This is a genomic window from Halorubrum gandharaense (genome assembly GCF_054654575.1).
This window is the reverse complement of the sequence record NZ_BAAIET010000001.1, coordinates 1,359,954-1,374,646: the sequence shown is the minus strand read 5'-3', so window position 1 is coordinate 1,374,646 and position 14,693 is coordinate 1,359,954. Positions and strand designations below refer to the sequence as shown.

Below are 14,693 nucleotides of genomic sequence, written 5' to 3'. Positions count from 1 at the left end.
GGCCGGTCGTCACACGCCGCGAACGGCGGACGCGACCGCGATCGTCGTCGCCACCCCGGCGAGCGCCGGCGTCGCGTCGCTCCACGTCAGCGGATCGCCGAGCAGCGCTGCGACCACCACGACCGCGACGAGCGACACGGCCCCGCTGAGGAGCCGCTCGGTCCGGTTCGACACCCCGCGGTCAGTGTCCGGATCCGGAGCGTTCACCGTCGGCACTGTATCGCGGTCGGCGCCGGTCGTGAACGGAGTCGGGGACATGGGAGGGTTGCGGAAACCGGGAACGTCGCAACAGTTGGGGCAGGGTGGTGGGTGGGGGAGGGTGGGAGGTTCGGGGTGGAAGGTCCGGGTTGGGAGGTGAGCGGGGGTGGCCGCAGCGAACGACCCGGATCGGACCGAGTTCCCGGACGACTGCGTTACTCGACGTAGTCGATGTCTTCCATCTGCTTTGCGGCCTGCTCGCGCTCGGCCTCGTTTCGGCCGTAGATCTGCGGGGATTCGACGCCCGTGACCACGATCATCGTGCGCATCTCGCCTTCGAGCTCCTCGTCGACGGAGGTGCCCCAGATGATCCGCGCGTCGGGGTCGATCCGGTCGTAGATCTCCTCGACGACGCCCTCGGCCTCCTCGATGGACATGTCCTGTCCGCCGGTGACGTTGACCAGCGCGGAGTTGGCGCCGGAGATGTCGACGTCCAAGAGCGGCGACCGAAGGGCCGACTTCACGGAGTCCTGCGCCTTCGAGTCGGAGTCGGACTCGCCGAGGCCGATCATCGCGACGCCACCCTTCTCCATCACGGTGCGAACGTCGGCGAAGTCGAGGTTGACCAGGCCGGGCTTGGTGATCAGCTCGGTGATCCCCTTCACGGAGCGCATCAGCACCTCGTCGGAGACCTTGAACGCCTGCCGGACGGGGAGCTTGCCGACGGCGTCGAGCAGTCGGTCGTTGGGGACGACGATGACCGTGTCGGAAACGTCGCGGAGCCGTTCGAGACCGGCCTCGGCGTTGGTGCGGCGCACCTCACCCTCCGCGGTGAAGGGGGTGGTGACGATGGCGATGGTGAGCGCGCCCGACTCGCGGGCGGCCTTGGCGACGACGGGCGCCGAGCCCGTTCCGGTGCCGCCGCCGAGCCCGGCGGTGACGAACACCATGTCGGAGCCGTCGATGGCGTCCTGGATCTCCTCTTGGGACTCGATGGCCGCCTCCTCACCGACCTGCGGGAGCGAGCCGGCGCCGCGCCCCTGCGTCTTCTGCTGGCCCATCAGGATTTTCGTGTCGGCCTCGATGTTCACGAGGTGCTGAACGTCCGTGTTGGCCGCCACGAGCTTCGCGCCGTGGATCCCCTCCTCCATCATGCGGTTGACCGTGTTGCCGCCGGCGCCGCCACAGCCCACCACGGTGATGTTGGTCTGAAGGTCCTTGAGAACGTCCTGCAGTTCGTCGTCGGTCATCGTTCCGGTTCGGGGGGCACCGCCCGCGGGGCCTCCCTCGCCGGACGACTCGCCGAACCCGTCGGCCTCCTCGTCGGGAGACTCCTCGGCTTCGTCGATAGCATCGTCCACGATAGAGTCCATTATAGGGAACGGTTGCGACCCTGGCCTATTTATCTTTGCCCAATCGTCAGACGCGGGTCGGACGCCCCCTGCGGTTCGTTTCCGTGGGTTGGAGGGTGACCGGCGCCTCACCGCCCCCTCACCGCCCCCTCACCGCCGCCCCACCGCCACCCACCTCACTCCCCGGTCGCGTCCCCCGCCGGCGACCGCTCGACCGGGAACCGCGTCTCCTGCTCGCGGCGGACGGCCTCCGGCGGGATCGTTCGGTCGCCGACCTCGACGGCCTCACCCGCGGCCAGCTTGCCGAATTCCGGTCCCTCGGGGACGCCGACTTTCGCCGCCAGCGACGGCTCGAACGCCTCCTCGACGGCGACGACGGCATCCGGCTCGACGGTCACCTCGTCGTAGCCGTCAGCCAGCACGTCCGCGAGCCCGTTCACGAGGTCGGTGTACCCGGGCAGGGCGTCGTCGACGGCGAACGCGGCATCGCCCCCCGCGCGGCTCCCCGAGTGCTCCGTGTCGAACGCCACGGTCGTTTCCTCGATGGCGTCGCGGGCGCCGTCGGCGTCGACTCCCTGGGCCGCCGCGAGCAGATCGGCCGGCAGCGGGAGCACCTCCAGCGCCTCACGCACCCGTTCGGGGGCGTCGTCGCTGGCGTCGTCGCCGGCGTAGTCGACCGCCGGGCGAACCTTGCCGAACCGAAGTCCGGCGTCGATGCGCCCGACGGCGTCCTCCACGACCGACACCAGCGCGAGCGGCGTCCGGCCCACTTCCCGCACCCACGTCTCGCTCACGACGCGGTAGCCGAGGTCGGTAAGCGTCTCAACCAGTTCGGGGTGGGTGCCGTCCACGACCGCGTGGCGCGCGCGACTGGCCTCGAACGCCCGGTCGAGCAAGTCCCGGTTGGCGTCCGGCGCCCCCATCGCCGCGAGGTTCCACTCGGAGCCGATGTGGCCCACAGCCCAGTCCGTCTCCGCGACGATACGCGAGAATCGCGGCGCGTAGTGGCCCCCGCCGAACCCGACGACGTGGCGCGGGCAGCCGTCTTCGCCGACGAGGTCCGGACCGGTGCTCGCGAGCCCGATCACGGCGTCCGCAACCACGCCCGCCGCCTTGGCGTCCGTCCACTGGGGCTCGGCCGAGCCCAACTCGACGAACAGTGACGGGACGGAGACGTTCGTCGGGCCGTGGTGCGTGCACTCGACGGCGGCGTCGTACCCTTCCGGCGCGTGCTCCGTGAAGTGCTCCACTACCCGCTTTGCGGCGCCGGGCGCGGTCTCGGAGAGGGCGTCGGGCTCCCCGCCGTACTTCGCCTCGCCGAAGTTCCCCGTGAAGTGCGCCGTCAGGAGTGGTCCCGTCTCGCCCGAGTGCCGCGAGACGAACGCGAGACAGTCGAGCCGGTCGGCGGGGTCGCCGGCGCGGGGATTTGCCGCCGAATCGTCCGCATCCCCCACGAACGCGGTCGCGGGATCGTCAAGCTCGACGTGGATCTCGTCGAACTCCCGGAGTTCGAGGCCCGGCCGCCGGAAGTACGTCCCGCCTCCCTCCGCGTCGGAAAGCTCCTCGTCGGTCCGTTCCTCCCACTCGGCGCGGTCCAGCAGGCGCTCCCCGATGTGTGCGGAGGCGCTGTCAGCCCGGCTGACGACGATGGCGATCACTGGCGGAGCATGAGGCGTCCGGGGTCGAATAGTCGTCGGATCCGGGCGACGACGCTTACGGGAACAGCAGGCAGAGTCTCTAGGGGAACAGCAGATAGACGAAGACGGCGTATGCGACTACCAGCACCCCGCCGTCGAGCCGGGAGAGCCGGCGCCCGCGGTACATCAACCCGACCAGCAGGACGGTGAACCCGACCAGCATCGGGAACTCGAAGGCCCGAACGCCGGGACTCACGTCGACGGGGGCGATCAGCGCGAGAATCCCGATCACGGCGAGCACGTTGTAGATGTTCGAGCCGACGACGTTGCCGACGCTGAAACTCGCCTCGTCACGGACGGCGGCGACGACGCTCGCGGCGAGCTCCGGCAGCGACGTGCCGATGGCGAGCACCGTCAGCCCGATGAACAGGTCGGAGTAGCCCGCCGCCGCCAGCAGCTCCCGACCGCCCTCGATCAGCCAGCGAGAGCCGAGCACGAGCGCGACGATGCCGCCGAGCACGGCGGCCACGTCCCGAAGCTTCGCGTCCGGCATCTCCTCGCGGTCGGCGGCGGTGATCCCCGACTGCGTGCGCCGGATCCGGCGCATCACCACGAGGGTGAACGCGACCAACGCGCTCAACAGGATGGCGGCGTCGACCGCACCGATCCGCCCGTTCCATCCCACGGCGACCAGCAGGAGGGCGGCGAGCACCATGAACGGGACGTGGTGGTTGAGGACGGTGTCGGAGACGTCCATCGGCCGGATGAGCGCGGCGATGCCCAGCACGAGTCCGATGTTGGCGATGTTGGATCCGACGATGGCGCCCAGCCCGATGTCCGTTGAGACGGTGAGCGCGCCGAGTACGGCGACGAACAGCTCGGGGGCAGTTGTGGCGAACGCGACCACCGTCACCCCGACGGTGGAGGCTTTCAGCCCGACGGCGAGCGCGAGATCCGCGGCGCCGTCGACCAGCAGCTCCGCGCCGGCGTACAGCAGCACGACGCCCGCGGCGAGCAGGAGGATTTCGGTGAGAGGTGACCCGAGCGGCACGCCGGCTCCTTCTCCCGGTTCACACTAAAGCGACGTGGTAGGTGGTTCTCGACCGACACTGACCACGGTCCCAGTCGGCAGGAAAACCCGAAGAGGGATTATCCGTCCGGCGCAATCGTCGACCATGTCAGTCGCCAGCGTCCGCGCGTTCGCGAAGGAGCGCCCGCTCGCACTCACCGGGCTCCTCACCGTCGTCGGCTACGGCGTCGTACTCGGCGTCTTCTTGGTCCCGCAGTTCGCCGCGCTGTTTCCCGACCTCTCGACCGGAACCGTCGACCTGCTCACCCACGCCATCGCCGTCGTCAACAGCCTCACGATCCTCACGCTCTCGCTCGGCTGGTACTGGATCCGCAAGGGCGAGACCCGAAAGCACGCCGGCGCTATGGTGACCTCCTTCGGGCTGATCCTGTTGTTCCTCTGCATCTACGTCCCGCGTGTCGCCGGCGGCGGCACCAAGTACTTCGACGGCCCGGAGCTGATCGGCTACGCCTACCTCCTGATGCTCGCCATCCACATCCTGCTGTCCATCCTCGCGGTCCCGGTCGTGCTCTACGCCATCATCCTCGGCGCCACGCACTCGGAGCGCGAGCTCCGTCAGGAGACGCCGCACGCACGCGTCGGCCGGATCGCCGCCGCCTCGTGGCTGCTCTCGCTGGTGCTCGGCGTCGTCACCTACCTCATGCTCAACCACGTGTACGGCTACACCTACTGAGCGTTCGCGACCGCCGTCGACTGTTCGCGACCGCCGTCGGCTCGCTGTGCCCCCATTCCCGGCCGTCCCATCCGCCACCGAACGGCTTAACGCGCTTCCCCGAACAGGGGGGACCATGACCGAGTGGATCGGTGACGCCTTCACGAGCGAGACGGGCTGGAACTTCCTCGAAGACCTCGTCGCAGTCGGGAACCGCATGGCCGGCAGCGACGGCGAGGACGAGGCGCTGGCGCTCACCCGCGACACGCTCGCGGCGGTCGGCGCGCGCGACGCCCGTATCGAGCCGTTCGACGTACAGGGCTGGGAGCGCGGCGACAGCGCCATCCGACACGACGGCACCACCGAAGCGAGCGGCGACAACGAGTGTATCGCGCTCCCACGGAGCCCCGCAGGCGAGGTGACCGGCGAGTTCGTCGACCTCGGCTACGGGCTCCCCGAGGACTTCGAGGCGGACCTGGAGGGCGCAGTCGTGATGGTCTCCTCGACGGTACCGGACTCCTTCGACCGCTTCATCCACCGCCGCGAGAAGTACTACCACGCCGTCGAGGCGGGCGCGGCCGCCTTCGTCTTCGCCAATCACGTCGAGGGGCAGCTGCCGCCTACGGGGAGCGTCGGCACCGCGGACGCACCCGTCGGCGACATCCCCGCGGTCGGCGTGAGCAAGGAGACCGACGCCCGCCTCGCCCGCCGGTTCGAGGGCGAGGAGCTCACCGTTGCCGTGGACTGTGCGACGCCCGCCGCGGAAAGCGGGAACGTCGTCGCGGAGCTTGGCCCCGACACGGACGAGTACGTGGTCGTCTCCTCACACGTCGACGCCCACGACATCGCGGAGGGCGCGATGGACAACGGTGCCGGCACCGCCACCGTCGTCGAAGTGGCGAAGGCGCTCGCCGCGCGCGAGGACGAACTCGATACCCGCGTGAAGCTCGTCGGCTTCGGCGCGGAGGAGGTCGGGCTCGTGGGGTCGTCCGTTGCCGCCGAGGCCGCCGACCCCGAGCTGGTGAAAGCCGTCGTCAACGTCGACAGCAACGTCTTCGGCCGCACGCTGAAGCTCGACCACCACGACTTCCCGGAGCTCGAAGCCGCCGCCGAGCGCGTGAGCGACCGGTTCGACCATCCCGTCTCCACCGACGGGGCAGTCGTCCCCCACAGCGACCACTGGCCGTTCGTCCAGCGCGGCATCCCCGGCTACATGGTCTCGGGCGAGACGAGCGACCGCGGGCGCGGCTGGGGCCACACCGCCGCCGACACGCTCGACAAGCTGGAGTCCAGAAATCTCCGCGAGCAGTCGGTACTGCTCACCGAGCTCGTCGTCGACCTCGCCGGCGCGGACGTGACCGTCGAGCGCCGCGACACCGACGCGATCGCCGCCGCGCTGGAAGCCGAGGACAAGGCGACCGGGATGAAGATCACCGGCGACTGGCCGTTCTGAGACGGGTGTGACGGACGGCCGGTCGATAGCCGCCCCCCACCCTCCCGAACCGCGTGGCTTTTTCCCGGCGCCGCCCGAGGTCCGCGCATGAGCGAGCCGGTGCGACGAGTCGCGGTTGTCGGGGACGACGACGAGGTAACCGCCGCCCTGCGGAAACGGGGTGCGACCGTCGTCGATCCCCCGACGGCGGACGCCATCGTCGCGGCCGATCCCGACGGCATCCGCGTGGCTGCCGACGTGAACGTTCCCGTGCTCCCGGTGGGGGCCGGTCGGCACGCTACCTCGTCCGAAAACGCCGGGGCCGCGGTCGAGCGACTGCTCGACGGCGACACCAAGCGCGCCGGTCACCCGGTGCTGTCGGTCGAGATCGCCGGCGAGCGCGAGGGAACCGCGGTGTTCGACGCCACCCTCGTCACTGCCGAACCCGCCCGAATCTCCGAATATGCCGTCACCTTCCCGAATCAGGGTCGCGAATCGTTCCGGGCCGACGCCGTCGTCGTCGCCACGCCGCTCGGAAGCGACGGCTACGCGGCCGCGGCGGGCGGCCCGGTGCTCGGGCCCGACACCGGCCTCTCCATCGTTCCCGTCGCACCGTTCTCGACCACGACCGACACGTGGGTCGCGAGCGCGCCGCTCGAAGTGACCGTCGAGCGCGACGAGGAACGGGTGTCGTTGGTGCTCGACGGCGAGGAGTACGGCGAGGTCCCCCCGAACGAGCCCGTGACGGTCCGGGTCGACGACCGAGTGACCGTCCTGTCGATGGGGACCGAGCAAACCGGGCCGTAAGCGCGGCCGATTGGAAAAACTCTAATGAGTCGTGGACCGAGTGACCTGTATGGACCCACTGCAGTTCCTCGTCCCCCTCGACTGGATCGAGGTCGTCGGGCCGATCCTGCCGTTCGCGATCCTCGTCATGGCGCTCGCGAACCTCGCTACCCGACACCTCGCGCACAAACAGCACGTCGAGCAGGCTGAAGCGGGCGACAGCGTCGACCAGTTCACGCCACACGTGTTCACGAACGTCGGGCTCCTGCTGTTGAGTCTCCTGTTCACGCTCGACTCGCCGACCGGCGGCGTGATCCTCTCGCTGCTCGTGGTGACGATGCTGGTCGCCGACCTCTTCGAGTTCGAGGCGCGCAACGTCGAGGCGCGCAACGACATGACCGTCGAGCTCCCGAAAAGCGCGCTCGTCAGCTCCGGTCTCGTCGTGCTGTACGCCGTCTACTACGCCCTGTTCTTCGTCGTGGCCGACTTCTGGGGCGAGTTCGTCGTCGCGTAACGCCGTCGAAGTTCCTTTTCCGTTCGTTCCGTCGAGAGCCCGCCGGGTCAGCCGCGGCGTCGCCGCGCGAGTTTCGAGGCCGAGTCCCTCGCGCCGGCGTGCTCGGTGGGACGCACGGTGCTCGAAACTGGTGACGCTCTTCGTGGGAGACACAGTTGTCCCTTCGTGGCCAGTCTCGGATCCTCGATAAGCGAGATCGGGAGTGAGTGTTGCAGATCGTCGCCGGCGAGGTGGCATATAAACGTCCGAGAGCGGTTACGACGGCTTCTTTATAAACGGACGGGCGGTGCGGTGGCGCGCCCGGCGAGCGCCCGCTGGGCGCTCGTCGGCGCGCGAGGGAGGTCGGCGGCGGCCGCGGCGTTGCGGTCCCGCGGCCGCCGCCGACCGAGGCTGGGGAGGCGTGAGGTGCGGTTGCTGTGCGGGGTGGGACTGAAAGGGGCAGCCGGCTCCGGGAAGACGGGCGACGTAAGCACTCAAAAGGCCGGGCGGTGCGGAGAGGCCTTTTGAGCGCGCAGCGAGGCCCTCGACCGGAGCCGGCTGGGGCTTTTGAAGGCGGTCTCCATCATCGAATCATCAGCGACTCACCGAACAAACGCACCTTATAAACGAAACACACCTCCACCAACGTCTCAGTTATAAACGCCTCATCCAACTACGTACCACACCTACTCCCGAAGTCGGTCAACAAACTGCACTCATAGACCGGGTGGTTCAGCCACAAGTGCGGCTAACGCACGAACGTTCAACAGAACCAGAACCCGAAAAACCGCAACCGGATCGACCGACGCGCTCAGTTCGCCGCGTCACCGCGCGAGCGGCGGAGCTCGCGCGTCGCGGGCACGAGCACCCAGAAGGTGAGCGCGCCGATCACCATCAACCAGAAGAAGGCGTCGCCGGCGAAGATGCCGATCTGGTCGTAGACGCTCTCTGCCGCCTGCGGCTCGGCGAACAGCTGCCCGACATCGTAGAAACTCGGCGTGCGGTACCATCCGGCGAACGTCAACCACCCGAGTCCCCCGAGGGTGAACAGGGCGAGACCCTTCATGAACTCGTCTGCCATTGGCTTACTGTTCGCTGGAATCCTCTTGAGGCTTTCCCATTCCCTGAGCTCGAAACCGTGTTCCGAGGACGTAGATGGCCGTTCCCGTCAGGATCGACAGCAACCCGGCGATCGCCAGAAACGCCGTCAGCACGTCCTCGGGGGGTAACAGGCCGATCGACGCCAACACGTACTCGATCGTCGTTCGAATGAAGCTGAACTGCAGCGTCGCGGCGTCGATGAGGGTGAAGCCGACGAAGAAGGTGACCACCGCCGCCAGCGTCGAGAACACCATCACCGTCTTGAACAGCCGCAGCGGGACGACGACCTCGCGACCGTCCGGCCCGCTCCGAACGCCGAGCGGCTCGTTTCGCGGGTCCGACTCGTCGTCTTTCGCGATCGGGTCGCCGGTCTCGTCGACCGCCTGATGCTCGTCGGCGTCGTCTGTGGGTGCCATCTGTGGGAAGGGGGAGGGGAGAAGTCGGCGGGGGGCGGGAGGGGCGCGTGAGAGTGTGCGCGTGACTGCGCGTCGGTGGATCAGCCCGCAGCCCCTACTTCGGCGGACGCAGCATGTAGTACCGGCGGTTGAGGTCGTACATGTACCCCTCGCGCATCGTCTTCAACACCGCGTAGGTGACGATGCCGCCCAGTACTGGGAGCAGGAACACCAGGTTGAGCAGGAGGTCCAGCTCGATGGGCACCATGTTCTGGATGGCGAGAATGCCGATGGTGACCGAGAAGATCACGCCGGCGACGCCGATGGAGGCCCACATGGGCTCCTCGACGGGCCGGCGGGCGCTCCCCTTGTTGAGGAACGGCACGAGCGTGATAAAGCCCATCACGACGCCGTGCGCAACCAGCCCGTACAGCTCGTCGGACATCACCTTGTCACCGCCAAGGATGGCGAGTTCGGGGTTGATCGGGTCGAGGTGAAGCAGCCCGAACGACCAGTAGAGGTACCAGTCGGGCAGGATGATCGACGGCGTCTGTCCGGGGTGAGCCGGGTCGCCGAAATGCGGCGGCAGCAGTGCGGAGACGAGCAGGATGACGCCCACGAAGAAGCTCGTGATGGCGAGGTTGCGGATCGTCTCATGGGGCCACGCGGGGAAGCCGAGCACGTCGCGCTCGACGTACGTCGACTCCGCACGCAGGTTCTCGTCCTCACGCCGGGAGCGCTCGAAGTACTGGTAGGTGAGCTGTGAGAGCCCCTGTGAGCGCTCCTTGCGCTCGCTCCAGGTGGGCGTCTCGTCGTCCGGCGGCACGGTCGCCGGCGGTCCCCCGTCGGTGCGTGCTTCGCCGTCGGTTCCTCCGTCGGTGGTTGGGTCGTTGGTGTCGGTCATTGCGTTAGTGCGGCTCCGCGATCCCCTGCACCCAGACGATGCCGACGTGGAGCGCGATGAGTCCCGTCACCACGAACGGCAGGATGAACACGTGCAGGATGTACATTCTCACGAGCGTCGCCTGTCCCAGCGTGAAGCCGCCGAACAGGAGCTGTGCCGCCCACTCGCCCACGAGGGGCGTCGCGAGCGCCATCTCGACGCCGATCTGTGCCGCCCAGAAGGACAGCTGCTTCCACGGGAGGACGTACCCCGAGAACCCGAACATCAGCGTCAGGCCGATGAGCACGATGCCGAGGATCCAGTTCACCTCGCGGGGCTCCTTGTACGACCCCGTGAAGTAGACCCGCAGCATGTGCAGGAACACTGCTGCCACCATGAACTGGGCGGCCCAGCGGTGGATCGACCGGAGCATGAAGCCGAACTGCACGTCCTGCATGATCTCGACGACGGAGTCGTACGCCGCCGTCGGGTCGCCCTGTGCGGCCATGCCGGCGGTCGACGGCGAGTAGTAGAAGCCGAGGAGCGCGCCGGAAACCGCTGCTACGAGGTACGCGATGATCGACAGCGACCCCAGCGAGTACAGCGGGTACCAGTACCAGAACTTGTTGTCGAGGTCGTACTGCTCCGTGTGGCTTTTCGGCATCTGGAGGTTCGCGCGGTAGTACATCGTCTCCAGCAGCTCGAGATAGTCGACGATGCGGAGGCGTTTGTCCATCCAGATGAGCGTGGTGAGGAACGCGGTCTCGATGACCGTCAGATCCTGACTCTTGAGCCACGCGTTGTGGTCCATCTCGTCTTGTTTTTTGAGGCTCATTGTGTGGTCACCGCTTGTAGTACGGGTAGATCGCGCGTTTCACCGTGTCCCACGCGTCGCCGGCGTCGACCTCGACGCCGTCCTTCTGGTCTTCGCGCACGTAGAGGTCCTCCCACTTGCGCCGGCGCTTCTTGACGATCATCACGTCGGGGAGGAACTCCTTGCGGTACAACAGGAGGATGAAGCCGAGGTCGATGAACACCAGCGCGAGCAGCGCGCCCATGTACATGTTCCCGTACTCCGTGGACGCCCAGCCGGACATCAGTCCGTAAACGAAGATGGAGACGAAGACGACCTCGATCACCGTCAGAATGACGATGGCGATGGCGGCGGCGGTGCTCTCGCGGGCCGGCTCGTACCGGTGGATGTCACCGTACGAGGAGCCACCGGAGCTCATTGGTTCCCTCCGTGACCGGTGTGTGCGGACTCGCCGTACTTCAGCACGTAGAACGTGAACACGAACGTGAGCACGATGCCGAACATCGCAGCGACGCCCACCCAGTGGGCGTGGATCGGGACGCCCCACTGGCCGGGATCCTCGGGCCATCCCGTGTCCGGGGCGGCCTCCTGAATGGGCACGTCGTCGCCGACGGCGACCGCGCCGAACATGTCGACGCCGCGGTGGGGAGCACAGACGTACCCCGTCCGACCGCCCTCCTCGAAGGTGTACTCGTAGGTGTACCCCTCGTCGTCGACCGGACTGCCGCTGTCGAGGTCCGTGTGCTCGTTCTCGAAGTCGGTGTTCTCCTCGTCGGCGATGACGTTGTGCGCGCCGCCGTCGCCCGTCCACACCCACTCCACCGTCGCCCCTTCGTCGATCCAGATCGCGGCCGGCTCGAACGCCAGGTCGCCACCGTTACCGGGCGCGCCGACCTCGACGGTTACCTCGTCCTGGCCGCGGAGGTCAGCGAACCCTCCGTCGACCCCGTCGAGATACCCCTCGAAGTCGGGCCGGTCCTCGGCCGCGACCGTTCCGGTCGCTGCGGTCGAGGCGCCGACCGCGGCGGTGGCACCGCCGGCCGTTCGCAGGAAGTCCCGCCGTTTCATACACTGCGAGGTCAGGACGGCGCGCGCTTAAACCCACCGACTAACATCGGCCGATGGGACGCGGTTACGCCCCTTGAGTCCCCCGTTATCGGGCGTCTCGCTCGTCACCCTTACGTCCCGGTGCGGAGCCGTTTTCGTCCCGCTCGTCGGACGCCGACGGGCGTTCCGCGTCGTCGGTCAGCACGGACTCCGCATCGTCGTCGATCGGCACGAACTCCGGGCGTCGTTCGGCCTCCCGCAGCGCCCGGAGTCGTTCGCGGTACTCCTCGGCACGGAATCGGTCGGAGAGTCGGGCGTTGGCCACCATCGCGAACAGGAACACGCCGATGAGGAGGAAAAACAGCGCCGCCGCAGGAGCGACGATGGTGTCGACGCCGAAGAACAGCCAGCCGGCGAGGAGCGCGAGGCCGGCGACGAGCTGAACCGCCGCCACGATCTGGAGCATCCAGTTGCCGAACTCGCCGGACCCCTGCGGGACGGAGTCGGGATCTGGCAGCGACCAGTCGTCCGGCGGCTCCGACACCTCGTACTCCTCCATCGCCGCGAGCGCGACGACGGGCTCCACGTCCCGCAACACCGTCCCCTCACCCGTGATCTCGCCGCTGGGTCGCACGACCGCGTACCCCTCGTCGGAGTACACGACCACGCGCTCGCCGTCCGCATCGCGCACGCGTTCGAGCACGCCGAACACCTCACGACGGGAGATCCGCGTTTTCAGCTCCGCCTCCACGCGGTCGAGCAGGCGCTCGCCAGTGATCCACGTCTCGGGATCGAACGCGGCGTCCCACTCCTCGGGGGACATTCGCGCCATGTCCTCGGGGCCGAAGTCGTCGAAGTCGTACTCGGATTCGACCTGCTCGCGAAGCGCGTCGAGCTCCGCGTCGCCGGAGTCGGCCGACTCCGCACCGTCCGATGACGGCTCCGCTGCGTCGGCCGCATCCCGGCTGTCACCGGCGTCCGACCGCGTCGAAGCGTCGTCCATTACGTGCGGGTAGGTGCTCCGAACGCTAACGACTTTCGTCCGGTCGCCGCTTATAAGCGCCCGCCGGCGAGCGCCGTCGGACGGAACGTCGCGTGGGATCGCTGGAGTGACCCGCCGTCTGGAAAGAGCGACCCCGCCGCCCGGAGACGGATCGGGGAGTTTTACGCTCCCCGACCCGAACGGCGCGTATGGTCGAGCCGTCGGTCGCCGCGACGATAGCCGGACTGTCGGTGACGGCGAGTCTCCCCTTCCTGCTGTACGGGGCGTGGATCATGGTCGACGCCGAGACGGTGACGTGGGATGTGCTCGTCTACCACCTCAAGTTCGTCGCGGTCGGGCTCCTGTTGACGACGGTGCCCGTCGTCACGTGGATGCTCCCGCGAGTCCTGCAGCAGATGACCGGCGACGCCGTCATTCACGCCTTCTTCGGGCTTCAGGCGTACGCCCTCCTCCTGTTCGGACTCACCGGCATCGTCCGGATCTTCCAGGCGAAGCACGCGGCGGGCGCCTACCACGACGCCGACGCGGACATCGACGAGCTCGGCGAGAACATGGGCCACTGGCGCGCCCGACTCCGGATCGGCGTGGCCGGGTTCCTGATCCTCTGGATCTGCGCGTGGCTCACCGGCATCTACCGGTTCACAGTGCTCTACTTCTGAGTAAAAGGGAGGACGCCTCAGCTGTCCTCCGGCGGCCGGTCGCGACGAAGGTCGGTGTTCGCCGTGCGCAGCTCGTCTTCGGCGAACTCGTAGAGCTTCTGTTCGGCGATGTGCTGGTCGTGTTCCCGCTCCGCCTCGCGGATCTCCGCACGAACCTCCTCGGGGAAATCCTCGAACGACTCCGCTTCCGGGTTCTCGCGGGCGTGCGTCTCGATGCGCTCGCGGATCGCCGGCGGAATCTCGGAATCTCCGTCGGTCATAGCGTCGGGAATGACGGACGGGTGCCTGTTACACCTTCCGGCCGCCTTTATAAGAGTCGTCGGTCGGTGCGCGGTCGAGCGGTCGCCGAGCGCCGGCAGTCACACACCCCAGCAGTCGCGCGCGTCGTCACCACGCCTCGCCGCTGGCGAGGTCGACGTCGGCGTCCTCCTTCGAGGAGGGACAGAGGTCCTCCAGCACGCAGTCGTCACAGTCCGGGTTGATCGCGGTGCACGTCGCGCGCCCATGATCGATGAAGAGGTGGGTGAGCTGTTGCCAGTCCTCCTCAGGGACGACCGACTGCAGGTCCTCCTCGATCTTTGCCGGCGACGTCTCCTCGGTGATCCCCAGTCTCCGGGAGATCCGCTGGACGTGGGTGTCGACGACGATTCCCTCGACGACATCGTGGCCGTGCTGGAGCACGACGTTCGCCGTCTTGCGCCCGACGCCCGCGAGGTCGGTGAGTTCTGACATCGTGTCCGGCACCTCGCCGTCGTGTTTCTCGACGATGTCGGCACACGCCGAGCGGATGTACTTCGCCTTGTTGTTGTAGTAGGTGATCGAGTTGATCTCCTCGGCCAGCTCCTCCTGGTCCGCGTTCGCGTACTCGGCCGCGGAGTCGTACGTCTTGAACAGCTCCGCACACACCGTGTTCACCCGCTCGTCGGTACACTGCGCGGAGAGCACGACGGCGATGAGCAGCTCCAGCCGGTTCGAGTAGTTGAGCGAGATGGCGGAGTCGGGATACTCCTCGTACAGTCTGTCGAGCACTGCCTCCACCTGCGCCTCGCGCGAGTCGAGCGACGTTCCCATACACGTCCCTGCGAGCGACCGGCATTGAACGGTTCGGAACCGGCGCGCCGCCGCGGCAGCTTCGGACACTCTGCCATCCG

18 protein-coding genes are annotated in these 14,693 nt (G+C 68.0%); 5 read left to right on the top strand and 13 right to left on the bottom strand.

The window, feature by feature from the left end; translation table 11 throughout:
• Window positions 1-9 precede the first annotated feature (9 nt).
• The 4 genes from ACYQ07_RS06565 to ACYQ07_RS06550 all read right to left on the bottom strand — a co-directional run bounded on the left by ACYQ07_RS06565 (window position 10) and on the right by ACYQ07_RS06550 (window position 4,238).
• Window positions 10-258 carry a hypothetical protein gene (locus tag ACYQ07_RS06565; RefSeq protein WP_459879016.1) on the bottom strand — a complete coding sequence of 83 codons (249 nt, stop codon included), beginning with the start codon at window positions 256-258 and terminating at the stop codon, window positions 10-12.
• Window positions 259-413: 155 nt separating this feature from the next.
• Window positions 414-1,571, bottom strand: a complete 1,158-nt coding sequence (gene ftsZ / locus ACYQ07_RS06560; RefSeq protein ID WP_459879014.1) for a cell division protein FtsZ — start codon at window positions 1,569-1,571, stop codon at window positions 414-416.
• 155 nt (window positions 1,572-1,726) lie between these two features.
• Window positions 1,727-3,208 (bottom strand): D-aminoacyl-tRNA deacylase, encoded by a 1,482-nt coding sequence (locus tag ACYQ07_RS06555; RefSeq protein WP_459879012.1) that lies wholly within the window; start codon window positions 3,206-3,208, stop codon window positions 1,727-1,729.
• A gap of 79 nt (window positions 3,209-3,287) precedes the next feature.
• Window positions 3,288-4,238 carry a calcium/sodium antiporter gene (locus tag ACYQ07_RS06550; RefSeq protein ID WP_459879010.1) on the bottom strand — a complete coding sequence of 317 codons (951 nt, stop codon included), beginning with the start codon at window positions 4,236-4,238 and terminating at the stop codon, window positions 3,288-3,290.
• Between the two features lie 124 nt (window positions 4,239-4,362).
• On the opposite strand from ACYQ07_RS06550, the gene ACYQ07_RS06545 reads away from it, so the two are divergent.
• From ACYQ07_RS06545 to ACYQ07_RS06530, 4 genes are all read left to right on the top strand, one after another.
• Window positions 4,363-4,950, top strand: coding sequence for a DUF420 domain-containing protein (locus ACYQ07_RS06545; RefSeq protein WP_459879008.1), 588 nt, complete (start codon window positions 4,363-4,365; stop codon window positions 4,948-4,950).
• 115 nt (window positions 4,951-5,065) lie between these two features.
• Complete coding sequence (locus ACYQ07_RS06540) at window positions 5,066-6,382, top strand: M28 family peptidase (RefSeq protein ID WP_459879006.1); 1,317 nt, start codon at window positions 5,066-5,068, stop codon at window positions 6,380-6,382.
• Between the two features lie 87 nt (window positions 6,383-6,469).
• A complete protein-coding gene (locus tag ACYQ07_RS06535) occupies window positions 6,470-7,168 on the top strand; it encodes an NAD(+)/NADH kinase (protein ID WP_459879004.1) in 699 nt (232 codons plus the stop codon).
• A 49-nt stretch (window positions 7,169-7,217) separates the two neighbouring features.
• Window positions 7,218-7,661: a DUF7313 family protein gene (locus tag ACYQ07_RS06530; RefSeq protein WP_459879002.1), complete on the top strand. Its 444-nt coding sequence runs from the start codon at window positions 7,218-7,220 to the stop codon at window positions 7,659-7,661.
• 790 nt (window positions 7,662-8,451) lie between these two features.
• On the opposite strand, the gene ACYQ07_RS06525 is transcribed toward ACYQ07_RS06530, so the two are convergent.
• The 7 genes from ACYQ07_RS06525 to ACYQ07_RS06495 all read right to left on the bottom strand — a co-directional run bounded on the left by ACYQ07_RS06525 (window position 8,452) and on the right by ACYQ07_RS06495 (window position 12,883).
• Complete coding sequence (locus tag ACYQ07_RS06525) at window positions 8,452-8,721, bottom strand: DUF7314 family protein (RefSeq protein WP_459879000.1); 270 nt, start codon at window positions 8,719-8,721, stop codon at window positions 8,452-8,454.
• A gap of 4 nt (window positions 8,722-8,725) precedes the next feature.
• Complete coding sequence (locus tag ACYQ07_RS06520; protein WP_459878998.1) at window positions 8,726-9,157, bottom strand: DUF7315 family membrane protein; 432 nt, start codon at window positions 9,155-9,157, stop codon at window positions 8,726-8,728.
• Window positions 9,158-9,251: 94 nt separating this feature from the next.
• Entirely contained in the window at window positions 9,252-10,040 is a 789-nt protein-coding gene (locus ACYQ07_RS06515) for a cytochrome b family protein (RefSeq protein WP_459878996.1), read from the bottom strand.
• A gap of 4 nt (window positions 10,041-10,044) precedes the next feature.
• Window positions 10,045-10,854, bottom strand: coding sequence for a cytochrome b (locus ACYQ07_RS06510; RefSeq protein WP_459878994.1), 810 nt, complete (start codon window positions 10,852-10,854; stop codon window positions 10,045-10,047).
• 7 nt (window positions 10,855-10,861) lie between these two features.
• Complete coding sequence (locus tag ACYQ07_RS06505) at window positions 10,862-11,251, bottom strand: DUF7318 family protein (RefSeq protein WP_459878992.1); 390 nt, start codon at window positions 11,249-11,251, stop codon at window positions 10,862-10,864.
• Window positions 11,248-11,901, bottom strand: coding sequence for a halocyanin domain-containing protein (locus tag ACYQ07_RS06500; RefSeq protein ID WP_459878990.1), 654 nt, complete (start codon window positions 11,899-11,901; stop codon window positions 11,248-11,250). The genes ACYQ07_RS06505 and ACYQ07_RS06500 overlap by 4 nt, the downstream gene beginning before the upstream one ends.
• 85 nt (window positions 11,902-11,986) lie before the next feature.
• Window positions 11,987-12,883 carry a DUF7319 domain-containing protein gene (locus tag ACYQ07_RS06495; RefSeq protein WP_459878988.1) on the bottom strand — a complete coding sequence of 299 codons (897 nt, stop codon included), beginning with the start codon at window positions 12,881-12,883 and terminating at the stop codon, window positions 11,987-11,989.
• A 188-nt stretch (window positions 12,884-13,071) separates the two neighbouring features.
• On the opposite strand from ACYQ07_RS06495, the gene ACYQ07_RS06490 reads away from it, so the two are divergent.
• Complete coding sequence (locus ACYQ07_RS06490) at window positions 13,072-13,542, top strand: DUF7321 family protein (protein ID WP_459878986.1); 471 nt, start codon at window positions 13,072-13,074, stop codon at window positions 13,540-13,542.
• A gap of 17 nt (window positions 13,543-13,559) precedes the next feature.
• Here the strand turns inward: ACYQ07_RS06490 and ACYQ07_RS06485 are convergent, their stop codons facing one another.
• Both ACYQ07_RS06485 and nth read right to left on the bottom strand, forming a co-directional pair.
• Window positions 13,560-13,802: a hypothetical protein gene (locus ACYQ07_RS06485; RefSeq protein ID WP_459878984.1), complete on the bottom strand. Its 243-nt coding sequence runs from the start codon at window positions 13,800-13,802 to the stop codon at window positions 13,560-13,562.
• A 127-nt stretch (window positions 13,803-13,929) separates the two neighbouring features.
• Window positions 13,930-14,613, bottom strand: coding sequence for an endonuclease III (gene nth / locus ACYQ07_RS06480; RefSeq protein ID WP_459878982.1), 684 nt, complete (start codon window positions 14,611-14,613; stop codon window positions 13,930-13,932).
• Window positions 14,614-14,693: the final 80 nt, after the last annotated feature.